Origin of the sequence: Mycobacterium sp. RTGN5, assembly GCF_033804465.1 — a bacterium.
GTDB lineage: Bacteria > Actinomycetota > Actinomycetes > Mycobacteriales > Mycobacteriaceae > Mycobacterium.
In genome coordinates this window covers 154,313-175,582 of sequence record NZ_JAPZLA010000006.1, presented here as the reverse complement: position 1 = coordinate 175,582, position 21,270 = coordinate 154,313, and the positions used below count along the sequence as shown (strand labels likewise).

Sequence of the window (21,270 nt, the reverse complement as noted above, 5' to 3'; positions counted from 1 at the left end):
CTCCTCCGAGGCGGGAGCTGGGCCAGAAGCGTTACGGAAGGCTGGTTGATTGTAACGCTAACAGTGGGGGTATCGGGAGAGCGGAAAATGGCTGAATCACCCAACCTTCTCGCGGTAGAGACCGGCGTCGACCACCTGGTCGAGCAGACCGAGGTCACTGCCGAGATCGGCCACCGTCGCGCGGACGACGGCGACGTCTTTGCCGATGAATTCGCCGACGGCGCCGATGAATCCGGCGGCCGAGCCGACGCGGGCAATCGAGTCCAGGGCCCGGCTGGTGCCGCTGCCGTGGGGAAGCGCCGTCAACAGGGTGGCCTCGTCGACGCCGAGCCGGCCGGCCAGTCGCACCGCCTCGGCCACGATCCCGATCTGGGCGGCGAACAGGGTGTTGTTGATCAGCTTGACGCGCTGGCCGTACCCGAGCGGCCCGACGTGCAGCACCGGGTCGCCATAGCTGGACAGCAGCGGGTGTGCCCGTTGCACCGCCTCGGCGTCGCCGCCGACGTACAACGTCACCGTCCCCGCGGCGATGTCATGGGGTCCGCCGCTGACCGGCGCGTCGATCACGCTGACGCCGTACGCAGCGGCCCGCTCGGCGATGGCTTCTGCGGTGCGCGGGCTGCCCGTCGTGTGTAAGACCAGTACCGAGCCTGCCCGCATGACAGCCAGCAGATCATCGGTCAGGCAGACCTGCCGCACCTGCTCGTCGGTGAACACGCAGACCACCACCGCGTCGGCGTCGCGAGCCAGCTCCACCAGGTTTTCGGCCGGTGTGGCACCCAATTCCTGTGCCGCAGCGACTTTTTCCGACTCGCGGCACAGCACCGTGACGTCGTGGCCGGCGTCGGCCAGCCGGCGCACCATGGGTGCGCCCATCCGGCCTGCGCCGACGAAGCCGATTTTCACCGGGGGTTGTCCATCAACCTCAACGCCGCGTCGGCGGCATCAAGCACCGCGCCGGGATGGGCGCCGGCTTCCTCGGCGATACCGGCGATCAGGCTGACGTCCTTGTGCAAGAGCCCCGCCGCGACCTGCTTGAGAATGTCGAGGCTGCCACCGAAGCGGGCCACGCTGCCCAGCGCGAAACTGTTCGCCGAGCCACGGGTGATCACCTCGGAGAGGTTTTCCGGTGCCACGCCCAGCGCCGCTCCGAGGTCGAGCGTGGTCTTCGCGGTGGCGATGTTCGCCGTGAACAGCAGGTTGTTCAGCAGTTTGGTGACCTGCCCGGCGCCAACGCCACCGAGGTGGACGATCGGGTCGGCGTAGGTGGCGAAGACCGGGCGGACCTTCTCCACCGTGTCCTCGTCACCGCCGATCATCACCAGGAGCTTGCCTTCTTCGGCTGCCGGGCCGCCACCGCTGACCGGCGCGTCCACCACGGCCACGCCCTGGGCGGCCGCGGTCTCGGCCAGCTGACGACAGGTGTCCGGATGTACCGTGGCGTGCACCGCGATGATGCCGCCGGGCTGCAATCCGGACAGCACCCCGTCGTCGCCGCTGGCGACCTCGAGCACGTCGGCGTCGCCGACCACGCACAGGCACACCAGATCACTGTTGGCGGCCAGCTCCGCCGGTGAGGCCGCGACGGTCGCCGCGGTGTCGGCGAACGGCTCCAGCGACGCTGCCCGCCGGGCCCACAGCGTGGTCGGGTAACCACCCTCGACGATGCGGCGTGCCATGGGCGCGCCTTGGCTGCCGAGCCCGATGAATCCGACGCGCATTAGCCAGCCTCCTGGTTCACATCAGCAGTGATGCATTGGTTCACGAATGAGAAAACGCTCGAATGGTATTGCGCCGCCGTGACACCCAGGCTCAGGTTGTGGCCGGCGCCGTCCTGATGGTGTATCTCGACGTGCGGCGACGCGGCGAACAGAGCGGCGATGTCGGCCAGCGCCTCGGGGGTGGAGTCCCACACCCGCTCGTGCTCGGCGGCGGTGAATCGGACGGGCACGACGACGTGGGCCGCCAGTGCCGGGAAGTCGCGGCCGGCCCAGTGGGTCGACACCTCGCCTTCCTGCGGCGGGGCACCGGCGGAGCCGACGGCGTTGACGACGTCGGCGGGGTAGAGCTCCTCGGGGGCCCAGATCAGCTCGCGGATACCCGCGGGCCGATAGGCGGGCGTGGCCTGCTTGAGAATCGCTGCGGCAGCAGGGTATTGGCGCAGACCGGTACCGGCGAGTTCGAGACCCAGTAGGTCAGCCCCGCGCCCGTCGACAGCCATCCGCAATGCCAGTTCGCAGCCGTTGGAGTGGGCCAGGATGAACAGGCCCGCGCCACGGTCACGCGCGCCGAGCATCGCTTCGGCTGCCGCATACGCCAGTTCGACCCGGCGCTCCGGCTCCCACATCGAGTCGGAGTAGGGCGCCGACGCGCCGTAGCCCGGCCGGTCCAGGGCCACCGCGGTGAAACCGGCTGCGGCAGCGCTACGCAACAGCGACAGCTCCGGATGTCCGGGACAGTCGAAGTAGGCCGCCGAGGACGCCCCGCCGTGCAGCGCGACGATCACCGCGCGCGGATTGGGGGCCTCGGCGAACAGGCCCGACATCGGGATCCCGTCGACCGGCACCACCCGGCGGGTGGGCGCCGAAGCACTCACCCGTCGACCCGCATCAGCAGCACGCCGCTCGGCGTCAGCCCGCCGCTACTGGCCACTGCGACTTTGGCATTGGCCACCTGCCGGTCGCCGGCCTCGCCGCGCAGCTGGCTGACCGCCTCGTGGATCAGGCCCATGCCGTGGGTGCGGCCGTGAGAGAGCTGACCGCCATGGGTGTTCAGCGGAAGCACCCCGTCGCGGGCGATATTGGTGCCGCCGTCCAGGAAATCCTTGGCCTCGCCGATCCCGCAGAACCCGAGCGCCTCGATCCACGACAGGCAGTTGAACGAGAATCCGTCGTAGAGCTCGGCGACATCGACATCGCTGGGGCGCAGGGATGTTCGTGTCCACATGTGCGCCGACTGGCCGAGCACCTGTGGCTCGTGGGTCAGTGTCGTCTGATCCCAGTCGGTGCGTTCGATGATCTGCGTGCCCACCGCCTCGAACAGCACCGGCGGCTTGGGTAGGTCGCGCGCGGCCTCCACCGCCGAGACGATCACCGCAACGGCGCCGTCGCAGGGGACGTCACAGTCGTAGAGCCCGAACGGTGTGGTGATCGGTCGCGCTGACAGGTAATCGTCCATCGTCATGGGGTCGCGGTAGATGGCGGTCGGGTTCAGTCCGGCGTTGGCGCGCTGGTTGATCGCGATCCAGCCCAGCGTCTCGCGGGTGGTGCCATACCGCGCGAAGTGGCGTTGGGCGTTGAGCGCCAACGTGTGTGCGGCCGATATGGCGCCGAACGGCATCTGCCAGCTGTTGGTACGCAGCCCGCCGGGGGGAGCCGCCTTGCCCTGCTTGAGCAGTTCTTGGAACGTCGACTCCCACAGGGTGCGGAAGCACAGCACATGTCGGGCCATCCCGGTGGCGACGGCCATCATGGCGGCGATGATCGATCCGCCGGGGCCGAAGGTGTCCATCCCGCCGTTGATCCAGGTGGGGCGCAGGCCTAGCGCACCTTCCAGTGCGGTCACCCCGCCTTCGCCCATACCGGCGATGTCCAGGCCCGGGTAAGTGGACAGGCCGTCGATGTCGGCGAACGTCAATCCCGCGTCGGCGACGGCGGCCTCGCACGCCTCGATGGTCAGCGCCAGCGGGTTGGCCATCAGCCGACGTCCCAGCCGCGATGCGCCGATACCCGTTATCGCGGAACGCTCTTCGAACTTGGTGGCGGTCAGTGGCGGCCGGACATGTTTGGCGAAGTCCTGCGGGGCGATCTCGTCGGCCGGCGTCTCGACGATCTGTTTGGGTGTCACCGGGCGAAACAGGGGAAGGTAGACGTCGTCGTTCTGCTCGAAGACGACCTCGACGAGCTGGCCCAGTTCCAGGTCCTCGGGGTCGGCCTCGATGATGTTGGTGGTCAACCGAACTCGCGGGTCCTCCTGGATTGCGACCTGGGCTACCACGTAGGGCGCCGGCAGCCCCGGAATGCTGAAGCGCTGGTTGACGGTGAACGCCGACAGCACCGCCTGGCCACTGACGGGCTTGGCTTTGAGATCGTGGCTGCCGCAGTACCGGCACACCGGCTGGGGCGGGTGGATCAGCGAACTGCAGCCCTGGCACTCCTGGATGCGCAGCATGCCGTCGGCACCGGAGGTCCAGAAGAACTCGTTCTCGCCCGTGATCTGCGGCAGGGGAGCGCGGTTGCCGGTGGAGCTCACTGGGCGAAGCCCCAGCGGGCCTCGAAGACCGGAGCCTCGTCGGTTGCCGGCGCAGCCGGGGCCGGTCGTGCCTCGCCGTCGAATTCGTTGTCGCTGATCTCCACGATCGCGTGCACCGGACAGTCGAACAGCGCCCGCAGGACATCGTCGTGATCGGCCTCCTCGATGGTGCCGTCACCGATCAGGGACGCGTACCCCCAGTCGTCGAGCGAGAAGTGCTTCGGTGCGTGCTTGGCGCAGACGCCGAAACCGTCGCAGATCGTCCGGTCCAGCCGGATTCGCATTTTGCCGCTCATCGCTGGGTCACCGCCTCCACCTCGTAGGGCCGCTGGGCGCTGAAGGTAGCCGACCCGCAGGGATCGCAGGCACCGCCCAGATGCTGTTCGACAACCTGGGGAAAGTGCTTCAGGAGACTGGCGGCGACATTGGCCGCCCCGTCCAGCGTGGCGCAGGCGCCCCGGCCACGAAGCACGACCGACCAACGCTGCAGGCGGGCCACATCTTCGGCAGTCGCCACACCGTCGCGCAGTGCGCCGGCGACCGCGGCCATTGCCGCCGTGCCGTTGAAGCACGACCCGCACTGGCCGGCATTCTCGCGGTCGAAGTAGGCCAGCACCGCGGCGGCCACCGCCACCGGGCAGTCGTCGGTCAGGATCGCGATTGCACCGCAGCCCAGCCCGCAACCGAGCTGGCGGAACGTCTCGTGGTCCAGCGTGGTGGCGAGCACATCGCGGTTCAGCAATCCGGCGAAGTAGCCGCCCATGAGCGCACCCTTGACCGAGTCCGGCGAAACACCGTGGAGCGCAAGCAGATCAGTGAACGGCATGCCGTGCGGGACCTCGTAGAGGGCGGGTGGCCGGCCCGCACCGGTAATCGTCATCAGGAAGGTGCCCGGCGACGCCGCCGTGCCGGCCGAGCGGAAGGCCGCTGCGCCGTGGCGCTGCAGATACGGCAGGTTCGCCAGGGTCTCGACGTTGCTGACCAGAGTGGGATGTCCGGAGACGCCGTGCTGGAATGGTCGCGGCGGCTTGTCGGTCGGTTTGGCCGGCCCGCCGTTGATAGCCCGCACCGCCGCGGTTTCCTCACCGGCGACGTAGGCGGGATCCACGGTCACGATCGAAATATCAAGGCCGCCAATAGTGTCGAAGCCGACCTCGTTGAGTGCGGTATCGATGGTGCGCGCGGCGTCCAGATCGGATACGTAGACATAGGCCCGCGTCGCCCCGACCAGTCGCGCGGCCAGTCGCACGCCGTCGAGCACCAGATGCGGGCGGTGGCGCAGGAGCCAGCGGTCCTTGACCGACGCAGGTTCACCTTCCTCGCCGTTGGCGAGGACCACCGTCTCGTGGCCCCGGGTGTGCGCGGCGCGGAGGGTCCGCAGCTTGACCGCCAGCGGGAACGCGGCACCGCCGCGACCCAACACGCCGGAGCTCTCCACCTCGGCGAGCAGCGATTCGACATTCTCCAGCAGCTCGTAGCCGCCGGCGGACACGTAGGCGCTATGGGTCTCCACGGTGGCAGGCAGGCGCAGTAACCGGGGTGTACAGCCGGGCGCGGTGGCGACGGTCAAGGCCGTGCCCGCGGGTGCGGTCGCGTTCATCGGTCACCTCTTCTGGTTCGGGCACTTGGCACGCGGTCGCTAGGCTGAGGCGCATGAGAACGGCTGTGGTTCGTGTCGATGTCGACCCGTCCGGTGAGCTGGCGCCGGCGCAGCTCGCCGATGGGGTTGCGGCGCTGCGCACGCTTGCCGAACACGATGGCGTGACGGTGATCGACAACAACCTGGCGGCGATGCCGCGTGGGCGCCGCGAAGCCGAGTTTCTGATCAGCAGCACCGAAGCCACTGATCCCGATGTACTCAAGAGCGCTGCGATCACCCTGTGTGCCAAGGCATTCGGCACCGAGCCGGTCATCGGGGTGATGACCTATGTCAGCCGTGGCACCGACGAGGATGCCCACGGGGTCCTGGCCGGTTTCGGATTGAGCGGTGAGATCGACCGAACCGCCGGCGACGACGGGTACGACATCATCGTCGTGACGGTGCGCAAGGACGACATGACTCGGATCCCGGAGAGCCGGGTGCACACCGCGCTTGAGGCCTCGACCAATTGCGAGGTCCACCTCCGCATGGTCTGAGTGGAACCGGTTGCTCATCGGCCGAGGAAGTCCAGAATGGCCGGGGCCGCCTGCACCCAGGTGTCGAACAGGCAGAAGTCCTTACCGCCGCTGGCCGCGAACTTCTCACCAGCCCGCTCCCAGGCGTCCTCCGGCCACGGCGGGTCGATCAGCTCGGAACCCTTGATCAGACAACTGACTTCGAGCGACGTCCGCTTGGGGTGATCCCAGTCGTTCTCACCACCCCGGATGATCAACGACGGGACCTTGATGTTGTCGAACATCTCGTCGGGCACGCCGGGGATGGTCTGGCCGGGCTTGGACACGAAGGCGTTGAGCCAGCGCAACATCACCTTGAGGAACTCGTCGACGTCCAGCGCGCGCAGCCGCTTCTCGTTGTCCGGATTCTCGGCGATTCGTTCTTTCCACTCGCCGACGTGCAGTAGGCCGCCGATTCCCATTCCCCGGACCGCGAGGATGCTCGGCACGATGTAGTGCCCGCCGAGCACGAATGACCCGTAGACCCCGCCGACGATGTTCCACACCACCAGCTTCGTGACCAGTTCGGGGTAGAGCATGGTGGTGATCATCGAATCCCTGGCACCGCCGGAACCGCCGGCGATGATGCACGGTCCCATCTCCAGTTGGGTGATGAGCTTCATCAAAGTCTCTGCGCGCATATGGGATTCGCTCAGGCCGTAGAACTGCACATCGGACGCACCGCAATTGGGCCGGTCCCAGAGCAGCACCCGGTATCCGCCCGCGACCAGGGCTTCCGCCAAAGGTCGGAGGCCGGGAATGTCCTTGCTGAAGCGGCCGCCTGGGGTCAAGGCAATGAAATCGCCTGTTTCACCGAGGATTTCGTAGACGACGTTGCCGCCGTTGATCTCGAGAACCTGTTCGCCCTCGCGCAGCTGCGGAACGGCGGTCACCGGCGTGCTCATGCCGTCACGAGAACGTCGTCGCCTACCACGCGTACCGGGTAGGTGCGGATGCTCCACTCCGGCTTGACCGCCGTGGTGCCTGTTGCCAATTCGAACCCCCATTGGTGCCACGGGCAGTAGATGAATTCCATGTCGCGCACCATCACTACGTCGCCGGGCACGCTCTCGTCGACGATGTTGCGCCCGCGCGGGCGTCCCGAGCACAGCGGACCACCCTCGTGTGGGCAGTAGTTCGCGATGGCGTAGAACGTGCCGTTGACGTTGTACACGCCTACTCCGTGCCTGCCGATCGGCACGAGTTTGTGAGTGCCGGGCGGGATTTCGTCGACGGTGGCGACGACGTGCTCCCGGCCCTGCGCCAGGCGGGGCTTCTTCTGCGCTTCTGTCATCTTCTCAAAACACCCGCGTCTGACCCTCGAGGGCCGGCACGGTCTCGGGCAGCCCGTAGGTCTCGATGCCGTTGCGGAACATCACCGCTTCTCTGGCGTGCTCGGGCAGGTGCTTGATCAGCCAGCGCGGGTCGTCATAGGTCCAGTGCGGGTAGTCGGAGGAGAACAGCAGGATCTTCTCGCATTCCATCCACTCGAAGGCCCGCAGCAGTTCGGTCTTGTCTTCGGGGTAGTCCAGCGGCTGGGTGGTCCACTTGATGTGGTCCTTGACGTATTCGGATGGTTTGCGCTTGATGTCGAGCCAGGATTTGCGGGCCTCGTAGATGGCGTCCATGCGCCACATGAGCGGCAGGATCCAGCTGAAGGCGTGCTCGACGAACACGATGCGCAGGGTGGGGAAGCGGTCGAAGAGACCGTCGAAGATCATGCTCATGACCTGGTTGGCGGCCAGCAGCGAGTAGCTGACCATGAAATCGTGGTTGTAGCTCGGGAAGCCCACCGGCGGGATCGGCAGCGTCTCGAAGAAGCCCCGCGACAAATGGCAGCTGACGGGCTTGTCGATCTTGGTGGCGGCCGCCCAGATCGGGTCGTATTTCGGATCGCCCCAGGAGGGCCGGGGCTCGGCCTTGATCATGACCTGGGCCATATACGGATGGTCGGCCCACTTCTCGATCTCGCGGGCCCCGCCTTCGGGGTCCTCGATGGCCACGCAGATCGAGCCGCGCCAGCGCTCGTGCCAGTTGGTCTTGTCGTCCAGCCAGTGCTCGGCCTGCCAGGCGTTGTGCGCGTAGCCCAACGCTGCGGTCGCCTCCGGAATCCGGCACGGTGCGAACGCGGGCTCGAGGATGCAGACGTCGGCACCGGCTTCCATCACTGCCTGCCGAAGCGCCATATCGGGGTCGCTGCAGGCGAACTCGCCGTCGTCGGGGAAGGAGTCGACCCGCATCGCGTAGGCGTGCGCATAGTCCGGTGAGTCGTAGTAGATCGTCTCGCCGACCCGGTGGTTCTTGAAGTACTTGGTGCGAATCGGTTCCGGGATGTACTGCTGAAGGACACCACGTTTGGGCACCGGGTGCACATCGGAGTCGACGCACCGGATGGCTACGCGCTCGGCGGGAGCGACTCGCTCTTGGCTGTGGGTCAGAGTCATCGTGATCTCCTTGTACTTGCTGTGCGACTCAGTGTGTTCCGACGCCGGCCGGGATGTCTATCCCGTAGAGCTGCGCGGCGTTGCGCCAGCACACTTTTTCGCGCTGTTCGGCCGTCCACGCGGCGGGCAGGGAGTGGATGTCCGTGCAATGCCAGTGCGGATAGCTCGAGCCGAACATCACCATGTTCTCTTTGCCGGTGAAGGACAGCCATTCGTCGGCGAAGTCGGCCTCCGGCGGCGGCCCGTCAAGGCTGTTGTGGATGAAGTGGATGTGTCCCGGTAGGTAGTCGCTGGGCATCTTCGGCGCCCATGGTGTCTGCTCCAGGTGCGGGCGCCCGAAGCAGTCCATCCGCCACATGAACGGTGTCATCATGTCGCCAGCGCCGTCGGCGAAGACGAACTTGAGGTCCGGCCAGCGCTCGAAGACGCCCTCGGCGATGAGGTTCATCAGGTGATAGATGTAGTTCAGTGACATGAAGCCCAGGTACTGCTCAAACGTCCTGGTGTGCCCGGACGGGGTCGGCGGGAACGCGATGCCCTCACCGGTCTCGATGTGCGTGGCCACCGGCAGGCCGGCGTCGACGGCGGCTTCCCATAGATCCCAGAACTGCGGCTTGCCGTACAGCTCCCGCGACTGCAGCGGGATGCCGATCTGCACAACGCGGGGATGGTCCTTGTACTTGTCGATCTCCCGCAGCGCACCGCGGATATCGTCCGGGTTGACCCGGATGGTGCCGCGGAATCGTTCACCGAGTTCGGGGTGATCCAGCCAGCGCGAGACCAGCATCTCGTTGTGCGCGGCCAGGATCGCGGTGCCAAGGTGCCGGTCGGGCATGATGCCGCGGCCCATCGGGTGCAGCACGGCGACGTCGACCCCACGGTCGGCGAAGAGATGCTGGGCGACGATGGCCGGGTCGGAGCCGGGGTACTGCCCATCCGGCCCGCGTGCCTCTTTGAGGTATTCGCCGCCGGGGGCGCCGTACCAATCCATCTCGTAGTCGGGGAACCCGCGGCTCTTGAACGGCTCCCGCATCACGCCGCGCAACTCGGGGCTCGACCCGAAGAAGATGTGCACGCTCGCGTCGATCACGGGAGTCGTCGTCCCGTCGCGGTGCTCTATCACCAAACCCACCTTCCGGGTGTCTATCCCAGCGTAAATCCAAGTTCTTCAAGAGCAAGAATACTGTTCTCGTGATTGAGAGTAGAACCTCATTACCACTTTGCCTCAACCGGACGTAGGCAGCAAGCAAATCAGCCGGTAGAGTGCGATACCGTGTAGGGAGAACCTGTGACGCAAGAATGGAGAATCAGATTTCCATTCATATCGTTCCGGTTCGGGCAGGAGGCAGCGGGTGCTACTGGAATTCGATGCTGATCAGCGGTTGTGGCAGGACACCGTGCGCGACGCGGTGGCCAAGCAGTGCCCGGCCTCGCTGATCCGCGGGATCGTTGAGGACGGCGCCGACCCGGGCCCGCTGTGGGACTCGTATGTCGAGGCGGGCTGGACCGAATTGGCCGACCCAGAGAACGCCGTCGAGCTGGCCATCGTGCTCGAGGAGTTCGGCCGCGCGACGGACCCAACCCCCTTCCTGGCCACCCTCACGCAATTCGCCCCCTTGGCCGGGGATCGCTTCGACCCGCAGCAGGCGGGCGCCGCGGTGTTCGGCGGGGTCACCGCGCATCGTGATGCCGACGGATGGGTGCTGTCGGGGACCTCTCGCTACGTCCTGGATGCCGACCGGGCGCAGAAGCTGGCGGTGGTGACCGACGCCGGGGTGTTCCTCGTCGAGGCCGCGGTCGCGACCATCACGCCCATCCCGGTCTTCGACCCGGTACTGCACGTCGCCGACGTGACCTTCCCCGCTGTGCATGTCCCCGACGAAGACCGCGTGCACTCCGATCCTGAGCGGGCCCGGCATATCGCGCTGACCGGTCTGGCCATCACGACGGTCGGCGCATGTCAGCGCATCCTCGACCTGGCTTTGCAACACGTGCGTGACCGTCACCAGTTCGGCGTGCCGATCGGTTCGTTTCAGGCCGTGCAACACAAGGCGGTCGACATGCATGTCGCCATCGAACGGGCCCGCGCCCTGGCGTATTTCGCCGCCTTGACCATCAGCGCCGACGACCCCCGCAGGCGGCTGGCCGCCTCGATGGCGAAGGCCGCGGCCGGCGATTGCCAGTCGGTGGTGTTCCGCCACGGCCTGCAACTCTTCGGGGCCATGGGCTTCACGTGGGAGAACGACGTCCAATTCGCGCTCAAGCGCGCCAAGTCCGGAGAGCTGATGCTGGGCGGTGCCGCCGAACACCGTGCCCTCATCGCCCAGGAGTACAGGGAACTGTAGATGCAGCTTTCATTCGATCCCGACGTCGAATCCTTCCGCGACGAGTTCAGCGCATTCCTCGACGCCAATCTGCCCACCGAGGCCGAGACCCTGGAGCGGCCACGATCGGTGTCGCACATGCCGGCCTGGGCGCGACGCTGGCAACGCCTCTTGTTCGACAACGGCTGGCTGTTGCCCGCCCAGCCGCCCGAGTTCGGTGGCCGCAATGCGTCGATCCTGCAGCAGTTCGTGCACCTCGAGGAACTGTGCAACCGGCGGATCTACCACAGCTTCAACCCGCAGGGCGTCAACATCATTGCGGCGTCCCTGATCTCGTTCGGATCCGATGAGCAGAAGCAGCGCTGGGCGGTGCCGGTCCTCAAGGGCGAGAAGACCGCGTCACTGGGCATGAGCGAGCCGAGCGCGGGATCGGACCTGGCATCACTGCGGACCCGCGCGGTACGCGACGGTGATGACTTCGTGGTCAACGGCCAGAAGGTGTGGACGTCCGGCGCCCACGATGCCGACTTCCTGCTGACGTTCGTTCGCACCGATCCGGATGCGCCCAAGCACAAGGGCATCAGTGTGCTGATCATCCCGACCGACCTGCCCGGGGTGGTCTGTCGGCCGTTCGCGTCGATCTGCGGGATCGACGACAAGGATTTCAACGAGGTGTTCTTCACCGATGTGCGGGTGCCGGCTGAGAACCTGGTCGGCCCGCTCAACGGCGGCTGGGGAGTGGCCAACGGATCACTGGGCCACGAGCGCACGATGATGTGGCTGGGATTCGCCGATCGGATCGCCAACATGATCGGCGACTTCAAGCCGGTGACGCCTCTGGAGAAAGACCAGTACGCCTCGATGATCATGGACTATCAGGCGTTGCGCCTGATGGGATCCTCCGGACTGGGCAAGGCCGCTCGCGGCGAATCCGACGTGGCATCGGTATCGGTGGTCAAGCTGTTCGGATCCGAAGCCGAGCTGCGGGCGTCCGAATACGCGCTGGTGGCAGCAGGTTCCGATGGTCTGGTACATCCGTCCAGCACGGGCCCGTACGCGCACATGAATCTGGACCACTACTTCGCCAGCTGGTTCGAGCGTCACGCGCGAAGCTTCTCGGGGACGATCGCCGGGGGTACCTCGGAGATCCAGCGCAACATCATCGCCCAGCAGGTGCTGGGCCTACCGCGCGGCAAATAGGCCGCGTCGCACCGCGCTCGTCTGCTCCGCCATGCCCTGACTTCGCGGGCGAAGGCGCCCTGGTCGCGCGCATGTTCTGCGCAGAGGTTAATTGTGGCGCGACGGTGGGTATAGCCCATGTCGGCCTGTGCTGTGGCGCGTCGGAAGCCACCTGGCGCCGCTACGGCATATGTTTGCTGAGCGTATTCAGCGGTGGATACTGACGCTCTCAGGAATTTCTAGGGTATTGCGCGCCGAGATCCGATCTGGCGATGCCCAGTTAACTGATTCATCAACAATGCGCCCATTCGGCAAAACTCACAGCGAATACCAATTATCGGGCACACAGGAAATTGCAGGGGTGGCTCGCGTGGTTGGCGATGCTCTGCGCTCTGGGCTGGTCCGGCCCCTTTCGGCGCCGCCAGGCTGAACACACTGATCACTCTGTTCCCAGCACCCGCGCGGTTCAAACCGCTTTCTGCAAACTAGTGCGGTATTGCCCGGGCCAGGGCGTCGCGGCACTCCTGTGGTGCCAGCTCGGGTATCGCGTCCTCGGTGGTGTCGGACCAAACCAGACGTGGGCTCCTTGAGTCGCTGCGGCGTGTCGGCCCAGTGAATCTCTGTGAATATTTCCTGAACTGGCCTGCGCCGCGCGTCGGAGGTAGCGAACGAGGGCCCGGGGAGCTGCGGAGTCCGGATCCCTTGCTGTTAGTCGGCCGAGCGCACGATCTGAGCTCGCGAGGGGGCGTCGGTGGCGGGACCGGCAGTGCACCACGTTCGCCTCCCGCGTTACCTCCCGTGACCACGTGGGCAACGGCAACGGCACCGGACGTGGGGTTGGGTCCAAACGCTCTGTGAGCCGAAACCGTCGGCAGACGCTCCATTCTTTGCTGACCGTGAATATGCATGTACGTCAAATAATTGCAGTTAATTGACGTCCAGCAACATTGATGAATTTGTTCACTCAAACGACACAGCAACTAAGAAAATCTCAGTCCAATCGCTTGGCTACTTAGGTTCCTCTCAGGTACGTTCATCGTGTCGAGGGTTAAGCCATTGTTGAAGGGATTGTCATGGACGTTGCTGTTCGGTCGTATCTGACCGCGGGGGTGGCAGTTTTCGGCGCGAGCGCGATTGCGCTTGCGCCCATTCAGGTGACGCCACCAAACCTGCACTTCGCCCAAGGCCGGGCGGCGTCGGCCCTGGCCGATGTGTCGCTGTCCACGCTGACATTGGTGATCGATGCCCTCAGCGAGGGCTGGAACGCAGTGCGCCCCGGGCTCAATGCCCTCAATGACGCGGCCGACACGGCGATCACCGAGTTGGGTGACGCGCTGCAAGCCGCCCTGATCTCGGGAATCGACTCGGGCAACACCGCATTGCAGGCCGTCGTCGACGGTCTGCTCAACGGCGGAAGCGCCCTGGGCCACGCCATCGACAATGCGTTGGCTGCCTTCACTAATCCGCAGATCTTCATCAACGTGCTGGTGCAGGCGTTCGGCAATATCGACGTCAACCTCGGGCTGGCTATCCAGGCCGCGCTCAACGTGAGCATTCACAGTGCCGCTGATCTGGCCAACGCCCTCCTCGCCGGCGGTGCCGCGCTGGCCGCGGCATTCAACGCTGCGGTGGCCAACTTCCCGAGCCCGGCGGCCTTCGTTGCGGCGCTCACCTCCGCGCTGGCGGCGGTCAACCCGACCCTTGGCATCCTCGCGACCGCATTGACGACCTTCACGGGTCAGTTGAATGCGACCCTCCAGGCTGGAATTGCGGCTGGGCTCACCGGTTTCCAGGCGCTGCTCAACGCGCTCTCCAATCCGGCCAGCGCCCTGTTCGCGGCGTTCCAGGCGGCCTTGGCGGCGTTCCCGAACCCGGCGGCGTTCTTCAACGCGCTGGTGCAGGCGTTCGGCAATATCGATGTCAACCTGGGGCTGGCCTTGCAGGCGGTCATCAACGCGACGATCGACGGGCCGCAGGCGTTCCTCAACGCATTGATCTCCGGCGGTGCGGCACTGGCCGCGGCGTTCAACGCGGCGCTGGCCAACTTCCCGAGCCCGGCGGCGTTCGTCGCGGCCTTCACGGGTGCGTTGGCGGCGATCAACCCGACCCTCGGGGTGCTGGCCAACGCGTTCACCACGTTCACGGGTCAATTGGCTGCGACGCTTCAGGCTGGAATTGCGGCGGGGCTCACCGGTTTCCAGGCGCTGCTCAATGCGCTTGGTAACCCGGCCAGTGCGTTGTTCGCGGCGTTCCAGGCGGCCTTGGCGGCGTTCCCGAACCCGGCGGCGTTCTTCAACGCGCTGGTGCAGGCGTTCGGCAATATCGATGTCAACCTGGGGCTGGCCTTGCAGGCGGTCATCAACGCGACGATCGACGGGCCGCAGGCGTTCCTCAACGCATTGATCTCCGGTGGGGCGGCACTGGCGGCAGCGTTCAACGCCGCACTGGCCAACTTCCCGTCCCCGCAGCTGTTCGTCGACGCATTCGTCGGCGCGTTGGCGGCGATCAACCCGGCGCTGGGCATCCTCGCCAACGCGTTCACCACGTTCACCGGTCAGTTGAATGCGACCCTCCAGGCTGGAATTGCGGCTGGGCTCACCGGTTTCCAGGCGCTGCTCAACGCGCTCGGCAATCCGGCCAGTGCGTTGTTCGCGGCGTTCCAGGCGGCGCTGGCGGCCTTCCCGAACCCGGCGGCGTTCATCAACGCGCTGGTGCAGGCCTTCGGCAACATCGACGTCAACCTCGGGCTGGCTCTGCAGGCCGTACTCAACGTAGCGATCGACGGACCGCAGGCGTTCCTCAACGCGCTGATCTCGGGCGGTGCGGCACTGGCCGCAGCGTTCAACGCCGCACTGGCCAACTTCCCGAGCCCGGCGGCCTTCGTGGCTGCGCTCAATGGTGCGCTGGCGGCGATCAACCCGACTCTCGGGGTGCTGGCCAATGCGCTGACGACGTTCACGGGTCAGTTGAATGCGACCCTCCAGGCCGGAATTGCGGCGGGGCTCACCGGTTTCCAGGCGCTGCTCAATGCGCTCGGTAACCCGGCCAGTGCGTTGTTCGCGGCGTTCCAGGCGGCGCTGGCGGCCTTCCCGAACCCGCAGGCGTTCATCAACGCGCTGGTGCAGGCCTTCGGCAACATCGACGTCAACCTCGGGCTGGCCCTGCAGGCCGTACTCAACGTGGCCATCGACGGGCCGCAGGCGTTCCTCAACGCGCTGATCTCCGGCGGTGCGGCACTGGCCGCGGCGTTCAACGCCGCACTGGCCAACTTCCCGAGCCCGGCGGCGTTCGTCGCGGCTCTGACCGGTGCGCTGGCGGCAATCAACCCGACACTCGGCATCCTCGCCAACGCGTTCACCACGTTCACGGGCCAGTTGAATGCGACCCTCCAGGCGGGAATTGCCGCTGGGCTCACCGGTTTCCAGGCGCTGCTCAATGCGCTCGGCAATCCGGCCAGTGCGTTGTTCGCGGCGTTCCAGGCGGCCTTGGCGGCCTTCCCGAACCCGGCGGCGTTCATCAACGCACTGGTCCAGGCGTTCGGCAACATCGACGTCAACCTGGGACTGGCGCTGCAGGCGTTGCTCAACGTGGCGATCGACGGACCGCAGGCGTTCGTCGACGCGTTGATCTCCGGCGGGGCGGCACTGGCCGCGGCGTTCAACGCCGCACTGGCCAACTTCCCGAGCCCGGCGGCGTTCGTGGCGGCTCTCAATAGCGCGTTGGGCGCGATCAACCCGGCCCTCGGCATCCTCGCCAACGCGTTCACCACGTTCACGGGCCAGTTGAATGCGACCCTCCAGGCGGGAATTGCCGCTGGGCTCACCGGTTTCCAGGCGCTGCTCAATGCGCTCGGTAACCCGGCCAGTGCGTTGTTCGCGGCGTTCCAGGCAGCGTTGGCGGCCTTCCCGAACCCGGCGGCGTTCATCAACGCACTGGTGCAGGCGTTCGGCAACATCGACGTCAACCTCGGGCTGGCCTTGCAGGCGGTCATCAACGCGACGATCGACGGACCGCAGGCGTTCCTCAACGCACTGATCTCCGGCGGTGCGGCACTGGCTGCGGCGTTCAACGCCGCACTGGCCAACTTCCCGAGCCCGCAGGCCTTCGTCGACGCCTTCGCCAACGCGTTGGGGGCGATCAACCCGACGCTGGGCATTCTGGCCAACACGTTGACGACGTTGACGGGTCAGCTGGGGGAGACGATTCGGGCCGGCATTGCCGCCGGGTCGACCGCCTTCCAGGCCGTGATCGCCGCACTCGGCAATCCCGCCAGCGCACTGGCCGCGGCTTTCCAGGCGGCCTTGGCTGCCTTCCCGAATCCGCAGGCCTTCATCAATGCGCTGGTTGACGCGATCGGCAACATCAACGTCAACCTCGCGCTGGCCCTGCAAGCCGCACTCAACCTGAACCTGGGTGGGGCACAGGCGATCATCGACGCGCTGGCCAACGGCGGTGCGCAGCTGGCCGCCGCGTTCAACGCAGCGGTGGCGGCGTTCCCGAACCCGGCGGTGTTCGTGAACGCGCTCAGCGGAGCGCTCGGCGGCGGTCTGCAGACGGCGCTCGCGGCCGGGCAGACGCTGTTCAACAACGGCGCTGCGGTGCTCCAGGCCGGCCTTGCTGCCGGTGTGGAAGCAGGCAACGCGTTGATCGACAGCCTCCGCAATGGGTTGGTCGTCGGTGGGGTAGCACTAAATACCGCGATCAATGCCGCGCTGGCTGCCTTCCCGTCACCGGAGGCAGTCGTCAACGCACTGGCGTCGGCAGGGGCGAACTTCGCGGCAGGGCTGAACTCCCTGGTCAAGTCGATCAACGCGAGCCTGGGGATCAACATCAGCTTCAACCTCGGAGGTATCCACATCGGCGGCAGCGTCAACGCCGGCGGCGGAGCGGCGGCCCTGGCCGCAGCCGGTGCCGCAGGAGCGGCCACGGTTGCGAGCATCAACAAGACGGTAACGAGCATCGCCGGCAACGCGCCGACGGTCGCGTTGAAGGTTCCCGCGCCGGTTGCGAACAAGGCTCCGTCGCTGCCTTCAAGCCCGAAGGTGTCGGCCCCGTCGCTGCCCGCGCCGCCGAAGGTATCGCTGCCTGCGCCGCCCAAGCTGACGCTGCCCGCGCCGCCGAAGCTGTCGCTGCCCGCGCCGCCGAAGCTGTCCTTGCCGTCGCTGCCGAAGCCGCCGTCGGTGAAGGGATCCTCGGATGCCAAGGCGTCCACGGATACCAAGAGCAGCAGCTCCGACAAGGGTTCCGCCCCGGCGAAGAAGTCCGCTGGGTCCAAGAAGGGCGCTGCCTAACACCCGGGCCTAACACCCGGGCCTAACACCCGAAAACGAACCGTGGCCCCTCCGAAAGGAGGGGCCACGGCTCGCCTTTCAGGCGATCCAGGCAGAAGATTCAGCGCAGCGGGTCAGCGCCAGTCGATGACGGCTGCTTCCTTGTGCTCGGTGATCGGACGCGCGAGTCCCTGCTCCACACAGGCTTTTTGGAGCAACGTCAGCGTCTCGTCGAGCCCGGGGCCAAGCCGCGGTCCCGGCGTGAAATCGGCAGGCAAGTGCTTCATGCCCTGGATGACGCCAATGGTCTCGTAGTGCACGGTGCCTTCGGGGTCGCAGACGTAATCAGGCATGCGGTCAAGCACGGCGGTCACCATCGCCTTGAATACCGTGCGTGCCACATTCGACCCGACGCAGCGATGGACGCCAATGCCGAAGCTGAAGTGCCGGTTGCCCTTTCGATCGAGAACTACCTCGTTGGGCTTGTCGAACACCGACGGGTCGCGGTTGGCCATCGCCCATGACAGCCAGAGCCGCTCGCCCTCCTTGAACTGATGCCCCTCGACCTCCACGTCACCGGAGAAGGTGCGTCCGTCACCCGGCGCGGGCGTGTAGAAGCGCAGGAATTCCTCGGTGGCCGGGTCCAGGAGCTTGTCCCGTTCACGGCTGAGGCGTTCGCGCTCAAGCGGATTCTCGCTCAGCCATTCCAGTGAATGGGCAGTCAGCGCGGTGGTGGTATCGAAGCCGCCACCGATGATCAGCCCGAGGTTGCCCAAGATCTCCAGATCCGGGGCGGGCTCGCCGTCGATGCGCAGTTGCAGCAGCGCGTTCACCAGGCCGGGCCGTGGATTCTCCCGGATCTCCATCATGGTGGTGATCATGTCGATGCCCATCTGGCGGTTCATCTCAGCGACGCGCGGGGCGTCGGGGGAATGCTCCGGGGTGGACACCGACAGGTGGGCGGGCTCGCTGTAGACCGGCCACTTCTCCAGCTCGATACCCATCATGGCCAGGGTGAGCACCGCTGGCACGATGTTGGCGAGGTCATCGACGAAGTCGATGTGCCCCGACTCGATCTTTTCGTCGAGAGCTGCGCGGACGATCTCGTCGACGAACGGTGCCCACCGCTTGACCGCGGCGGGGGACAGGTACGGGTTCAGCGCCCCGCGGTAGTCACTGTGCTCAGGCTCATCCATCTCCAGGATGCCGCCGCGAACCACCGTCGCCCGTTGGGCTTTCGGGATCGTGATGCCCTGGTAGCCCTTCCGCTCACCGTTGATGTCGTGGTCGTTGGACACCACCGGGCAGCGCGCCAGCTCGAACACCTCTTTGCTGCCCGCGGCTACCCAATGGCCGTTGTAGACGTCGGTCCACGCCATCGGGCACCGGGACTGCATTTCCTCGGTGACCTTCTCGAATTGCTGCCGATACTCCGGAGTGTGCCGATCGAAGTGATAGGTCGGCTGCTTCCGCTCGGTGTCGTCGGTGACGTCATCGATGCTCAAGGCATTGTCTCCCTTGATAGTTCATGGTTGGGCAGGGGTTCTCAGTCCTCTTCGATGAGGATCGCCTGCTCGGGACAGGACTGCGCGGCTTCGCGAACGAGCTCAATCTGGTCGTCTGGGACCACCTCGGTGACAGGCGACGAGCTGCCATCGATATCGCTGAGCTGGAACATATCTGGAGCGATCATGGCGCACAGCGTGTGCCCCTGGCACTTCTCCTGATCAACCCGGACCTTCACAGTTTTTTCCTTCCCTGTACCGAATGCTCGTCAGACGTCAGACGTGGTAGTCGTACCACTTGAGGTAGCCGCCGGCATCGACGCGCAGCTGCATGCCGGTGACATAGCGGGCCTCGTCGGATACCAGCCACAGCACGGCATTGCTGATGTCCAACGGCTCGACGAAGTTGACCTTCATCGCCTGCTGGACTCCGAACACCGGTTCGGCATCCGCGCGGGTGGGGTTTTCGAGGTCCGGGCGGAAGGACCGGTACATCGGCTCGCTCTGCAGCATGTCGGTGTTGCAGTTCGTCGGGTGCACGACATTGGCCCGAATGCCCCGCACCGCAAGCTCGGTCGCCAGGTCGTGGACGTAGTGGGACAGGAGCCGCTTGGCGACCATGTAGGACATGCCGCCGGGGTCGGCACCCGGGCTGGCCTTCTGGTGGGCGTCCATCAGCGCCGCGGTGGAGCCGGTCGCGACAATCGAGGCGCCCTCCTCCAGATGGGGCAGCGCTACCTGGATCGCGTTGATCGTGCCGATCAGATTGGTATTGATGACGTCGCACCAGGCCTCCAGCGGCGGCTGACCCTTCATGCCGGCGATGCCGGCCTGCGCCACGACGATGTCGACCTTGCCGAACTCGGCGAGGCCCTGCTCGAGTGCCTGCTTGAGTTGGGCAGCCTCGCGCACGTCGGCCTGTGCGGTGACGATGCCCCGCCCGGTCTTCTTGACCAGTTCGGCGGTCTCCTCGAGATCCTCCGGGGTGGCCATCTTGTAACCGATGGTCTCGATGTCCTTGCACAGGTCGACAGCAATGATGTCGGCGCCCTCTTCGGCCAGCCTCAGGGCATGGCTACGCCCCTGCCCGCGTGCAGCGCCGGTAATGAAGGCAACCTTGCCTTGGACTCGTCCCACAGGTGTTCCTCTCTCTAACTGCTTTGTGTCGATGTGTCGAAAAGTCTTCGAACTGCGGTGTGCTCAGGTGTTGCGGCCGCCGTTGACGCCGAGGATCTGGCCGGTGATGTAGCCGGCTTCCTCGGAGATGAAGAAGGCGCAGGCGGCGGCGATGTCCTCGGGCCTGCCGATGCGGCCCACCGGGGTCCGCTTGGTGGCCTCCTCGACCGATCCGAGGTTGCCGCGAGCTTCGGCCTTGCGCAGCATCGGGGTGTCGATGAAGCCGGGCGGGACGGCGTTGACGGTGATACCGGCCGGGCCGTATTCCAGCGCAAGGCTTTTGGTCAGGCCGTTGACGCCGGACTTGGCCGCCACATAGGCCGACATGTAGGGCGCGCCGGAGTGTGTGCTCGACGAGGAGATGTTGACGATGCGGCCCCAGCCGGCCTCGATCATGTCGGGCAGGACGGCTTGGGTGGTGTGGAAGACCCCGTGCAGGTTGATGTCGACGATCTTCTTCCAGTCGTCGAAGCTGATGTCGGTGAATCGGCGAAATGAGTCGCGGCCCGCGGCGTTGACCAGAATGGTGACCGGTCCCAGGGCGGCGTGGACTTCGGCGAGCGCGGCGTCGATCTGCGCGCGGTCGGTGACGTCAGCGATATAAGAGAAGTCGGTCAGGCTTGGGTCTTGGCTGGGAGGGTCTTGGCTGGGATTCAGGTCGATCGTGGCGACGTGGTAGCCGTCCGAGCGCAGCCGATCGGCGATGGCCGCACCAATCCCCGAACCGCCACCGGTTACCAACGCCGTCTTCACAGACGATCTCCAGTGCAGGAGAAGGAGGGACGACAGAGGTCACCACGGCGCCCGCGCACCGTAGCGTCGCCGATCCAGCGGATCTCGGATGTCAAGAATCTCCCTTTCTGATATGAGAACGCTACTCTCGGTGTGATCCATTTCGCAAGACACTTCGGCGCAATGTGTCTAACTGCGGAGATGCAACGTGAAGTCACGTACATCGGACGTGTGT

At 66.0% G+C, this 21,270-nt stretch carries 18 protein-coding genes; 4 read left to right on the top strand and 14 right to left on the bottom strand.

The window, feature by feature from the left end:
- Positions 1-96 precede the first annotated feature (96 nt).
- Genes SLQ31_RS24825 through SLQ31_RS24800 form a run of 6 tightly spaced genes read right to left on the bottom strand, consistent with a single transcriptional unit; the run spans position 97 to position 5,851 of the window.
- On the bottom strand, positions 97-906 hold the full coding sequence (locus tag SLQ31_RS24825; protein ID WP_319436793.1) for an NAD(P)-dependent oxidoreductase: 810 nt from the start codon (positions 904-906) through the stop codon (positions 97-99).
- Positions 903-1,721 (bottom strand): NAD(P)-dependent oxidoreductase, encoded by an 819-nt coding sequence (locus tag SLQ31_RS24820; RefSeq protein ID WP_319436792.1) that lies wholly within the window; start codon positions 1,719-1,721, stop codon positions 903-905. Before SLQ31_RS24820 ends, SLQ31_RS24825 begins: the two co-directional genes overlap by 4 nt.
- Entirely contained in the window at positions 1,721-2,596 is an 876-nt protein-coding gene (locus SLQ31_RS24815) for an alpha/beta fold hydrolase (RefSeq protein ID WP_319436791.1), read from the bottom strand. The genes SLQ31_RS24820 and SLQ31_RS24815 overlap by 1 nt, the downstream gene beginning before the upstream one ends.
- The gene (locus tag SLQ31_RS24810; protein WP_319436790.1) at positions 2,593-4,251 is read right to left on the bottom strand and encodes a thiolase C-terminal domain-containing protein; all 1,659 of its coding nucleotides are present in this window, start codon (positions 4,249-4,251) and stop codon (positions 2,593-2,595) included. The genes SLQ31_RS24815 and SLQ31_RS24810 overlap by 4 nt, the downstream gene beginning before the upstream one ends.
- Positions 4,248-4,535 carry a ferredoxin gene (locus tag SLQ31_RS24805; RefSeq protein ID WP_319436952.1) on the bottom strand — a complete coding sequence of 96 codons (288 nt, stop codon included), beginning with the start codon at positions 4,533-4,535 and terminating at the stop codon, positions 4,248-4,250. Before SLQ31_RS24805 ends, SLQ31_RS24810 begins: the two co-directional genes overlap by 4 nt.
- 8 nt (positions 4,536-4,543) lie before the next feature.
- Entirely contained in the window at positions 4,544-5,851 is a 1,308-nt protein-coding gene (locus SLQ31_RS24800; RefSeq protein WP_319436789.1) for an NADH-ubiquinone oxidoreductase-F iron-sulfur binding region domain-containing protein, read from the bottom strand.
- A 53-nt stretch (positions 5,852-5,904) separates the two neighbouring features.
- Between SLQ31_RS24800 and SLQ31_RS24795 the strand changes: the two genes are divergently transcribed.
- Positions 5,905-6,387 carry a hypothetical protein gene (locus SLQ31_RS24795; RefSeq protein WP_319436788.1) on the top strand — a complete coding sequence of 161 codons (483 nt, stop codon included), beginning with the start codon at positions 5,905-5,907 and terminating at the stop codon, positions 6,385-6,387.
- A gap of 14 nt (positions 6,388-6,401) precedes the next feature.
- Here SLQ31_RS24795 and SLQ31_RS24790 read toward each other — a convergent pair whose 3' ends face one another.
- From SLQ31_RS24790 to SLQ31_RS24775, 4 genes are read right to left on the bottom strand one after another with little or no spacing between them, the layout of a single operon-like run.
- Positions 6,402-7,310 (bottom strand): alpha/beta hydrolase, encoded by a 909-nt coding sequence (locus SLQ31_RS24790; protein ID WP_319436787.1) that lies wholly within the window; start codon positions 7,308-7,310, stop codon positions 6,402-6,404.
- The gene (locus SLQ31_RS24785) at positions 7,307-7,699 is read right to left on the bottom strand and encodes a Rieske (2Fe-2S) protein (protein ID WP_319436786.1); all 393 of its coding nucleotides are present in this window, start codon (positions 7,697-7,699) and stop codon (positions 7,307-7,309) included. Before SLQ31_RS24785 ends, SLQ31_RS24790 begins: the two co-directional genes overlap by 4 nt.
- Before the next feature lie 4 nt (positions 7,700-7,703).
- The gene (locus SLQ31_RS24780) at positions 7,704-8,849 is read right to left on the bottom strand and encodes an amidohydrolase family protein (RefSeq protein ID WP_319436785.1); all 1,146 of its coding nucleotides are present in this window, start codon (positions 8,847-8,849) and stop codon (positions 7,704-7,706) included.
- A 28-nt stretch (positions 8,850-8,877) separates the two neighbouring features.
- Entirely contained in the window at positions 8,878-9,972 is a 1,095-nt protein-coding gene (locus SLQ31_RS24775) for an amidohydrolase family protein (protein ID WP_319436784.1), read from the bottom strand.
- 229 nt (positions 9,973-10,201) lie between these two features.
- On the opposite strand from SLQ31_RS24775, the gene SLQ31_RS24770 reads away from it, so the two are divergent.
- The 3 genes from SLQ31_RS24770 (at position 10,202) to SLQ31_RS24760 (ending at position 17,643) form a co-directional block, all read left to right on the top strand.
- A complete protein-coding gene (locus tag SLQ31_RS24770; protein WP_319436783.1) occupies positions 10,202-11,194 on the top strand; it encodes an acyl-CoA dehydrogenase family protein in 993 nt (330 codons plus the stop codon).
- Positions 11,195-12,373, top strand: coding sequence for an acyl-CoA dehydrogenase family protein (locus SLQ31_RS24765; RefSeq protein WP_319436782.1), 1,179 nt, complete (start codon positions 11,195-11,197; stop codon positions 12,371-12,373).
- 1,052 nt (positions 12,374-13,425) lie between these two features.
- Positions 13,426-17,643 carry a hypothetical protein gene (locus SLQ31_RS24760; protein ID WP_319436781.1) on the top strand — a complete coding sequence of 1,406 codons (4,218 nt, stop codon included), beginning with the start codon at positions 13,426-13,428 and terminating at the stop codon, positions 17,641-17,643.
- Between the two features lie 113 nt (positions 17,644-17,756).
- Here SLQ31_RS24760 and SLQ31_RS24755 read toward each other — a convergent pair whose 3' ends face one another.
- The 4 genes from SLQ31_RS24755 to SLQ31_RS24740 all read right to left on the bottom strand — a co-directional run bounded on the left by SLQ31_RS24755 (position 17,757) and on the right by SLQ31_RS24740 (position 21,056).
- Positions 17,757-19,127, bottom strand: a complete 1,371-nt coding sequence (locus SLQ31_RS24755) for a cytochrome P450 (protein ID WP_319436780.1) — start codon at positions 19,125-19,127, stop codon at positions 17,757-17,759.
- 41 nt (positions 19,128-19,168) lie between these two features.
- Positions 19,169-19,366 (bottom strand): ferredoxin, encoded by a 198-nt coding sequence (locus SLQ31_RS24750; protein ID WP_319436779.1) that lies wholly within the window; start codon positions 19,364-19,366, stop codon positions 19,169-19,171.
- A 37-nt stretch (positions 19,367-19,403) separates the two neighbouring features.
- Positions 19,404-20,264 carry a mycofactocin-coupled SDR family oxidoreductase gene (locus SLQ31_RS24745; RefSeq protein WP_319436778.1) on the bottom strand — a complete coding sequence of 287 codons (861 nt, stop codon included), beginning with the start codon at positions 20,262-20,264 and terminating at the stop codon, positions 19,404-19,406.
- A gap of 63 nt (positions 20,265-20,327) precedes the next feature.
- Complete coding sequence (locus tag SLQ31_RS24740; protein ID WP_319436777.1) at positions 20,328-21,056, bottom strand: 3-oxoacyl-ACP reductase FabG; 729 nt, start codon at positions 21,054-21,056, stop codon at positions 20,328-20,330.
- Between the last annotated feature and the right edge of the window lie 214 nt (positions 21,057-21,270).

Coding starts and splice junctions, on each gene's coding strand:
- SLQ31_RS24800 (WP_319436789.1), bottom strand. CDS start 5,851: ATGAACGCGACCGCACCCGCGGGCACGGCCTTGACCGTCGCCACCGCG.
- SLQ31_RS24760 (WP_319436781.1), top strand. CDS start 13,426: ATGGACGTTGCTGTTCGGTCGTATCTGACCGCGGGGGTGGCAGTTTTC.
- SLQ31_RS24785 (WP_319436786.1), bottom strand. CDS start 7,699: ATGACAGAAGCGCAGAAGAAGCCCCGCCTGGCGCAGGGCCGGGAGCAC.
- SLQ31_RS24805 (WP_319436952.1), bottom strand. CDS start 4,535: ATGCGAATCCGGCTGGACCGGACGATCTGCGACGGTTTCGGCGTCTGC.
- SLQ31_RS24780 (WP_319436785.1), bottom strand. CDS start 8,849: ATGACTCTGACCCACAGCCAAGAGCGAGTCGCTCCCGCCGAGCGCGTA.
- SLQ31_RS24795 (WP_319436788.1), top strand. CDS start 5,905: ATGAGAACGGCTGTGGTTCGTGTCGATGTCGACCCGTCCGGTGAGCTG.
- SLQ31_RS24765 (WP_319436782.1), top strand. CDS start 11,195: ATGCAGCTTTCATTCGATCCCGACGTCGAATCCTTCCGCGACGAGTTC.
- SLQ31_RS24790 (WP_319436787.1), bottom strand. CDS start 7,310: ATGAGCACGCCGGTGACCGCCGTTCCGCAGCTGCGCGAGGGCGAACAG.
- SLQ31_RS24820 (WP_319436792.1), bottom strand. CDS start 1,721: ATGCGCGTCGGATTCATCGGGCTCGGCAGCCAAGGCGCGCCCATGGCA.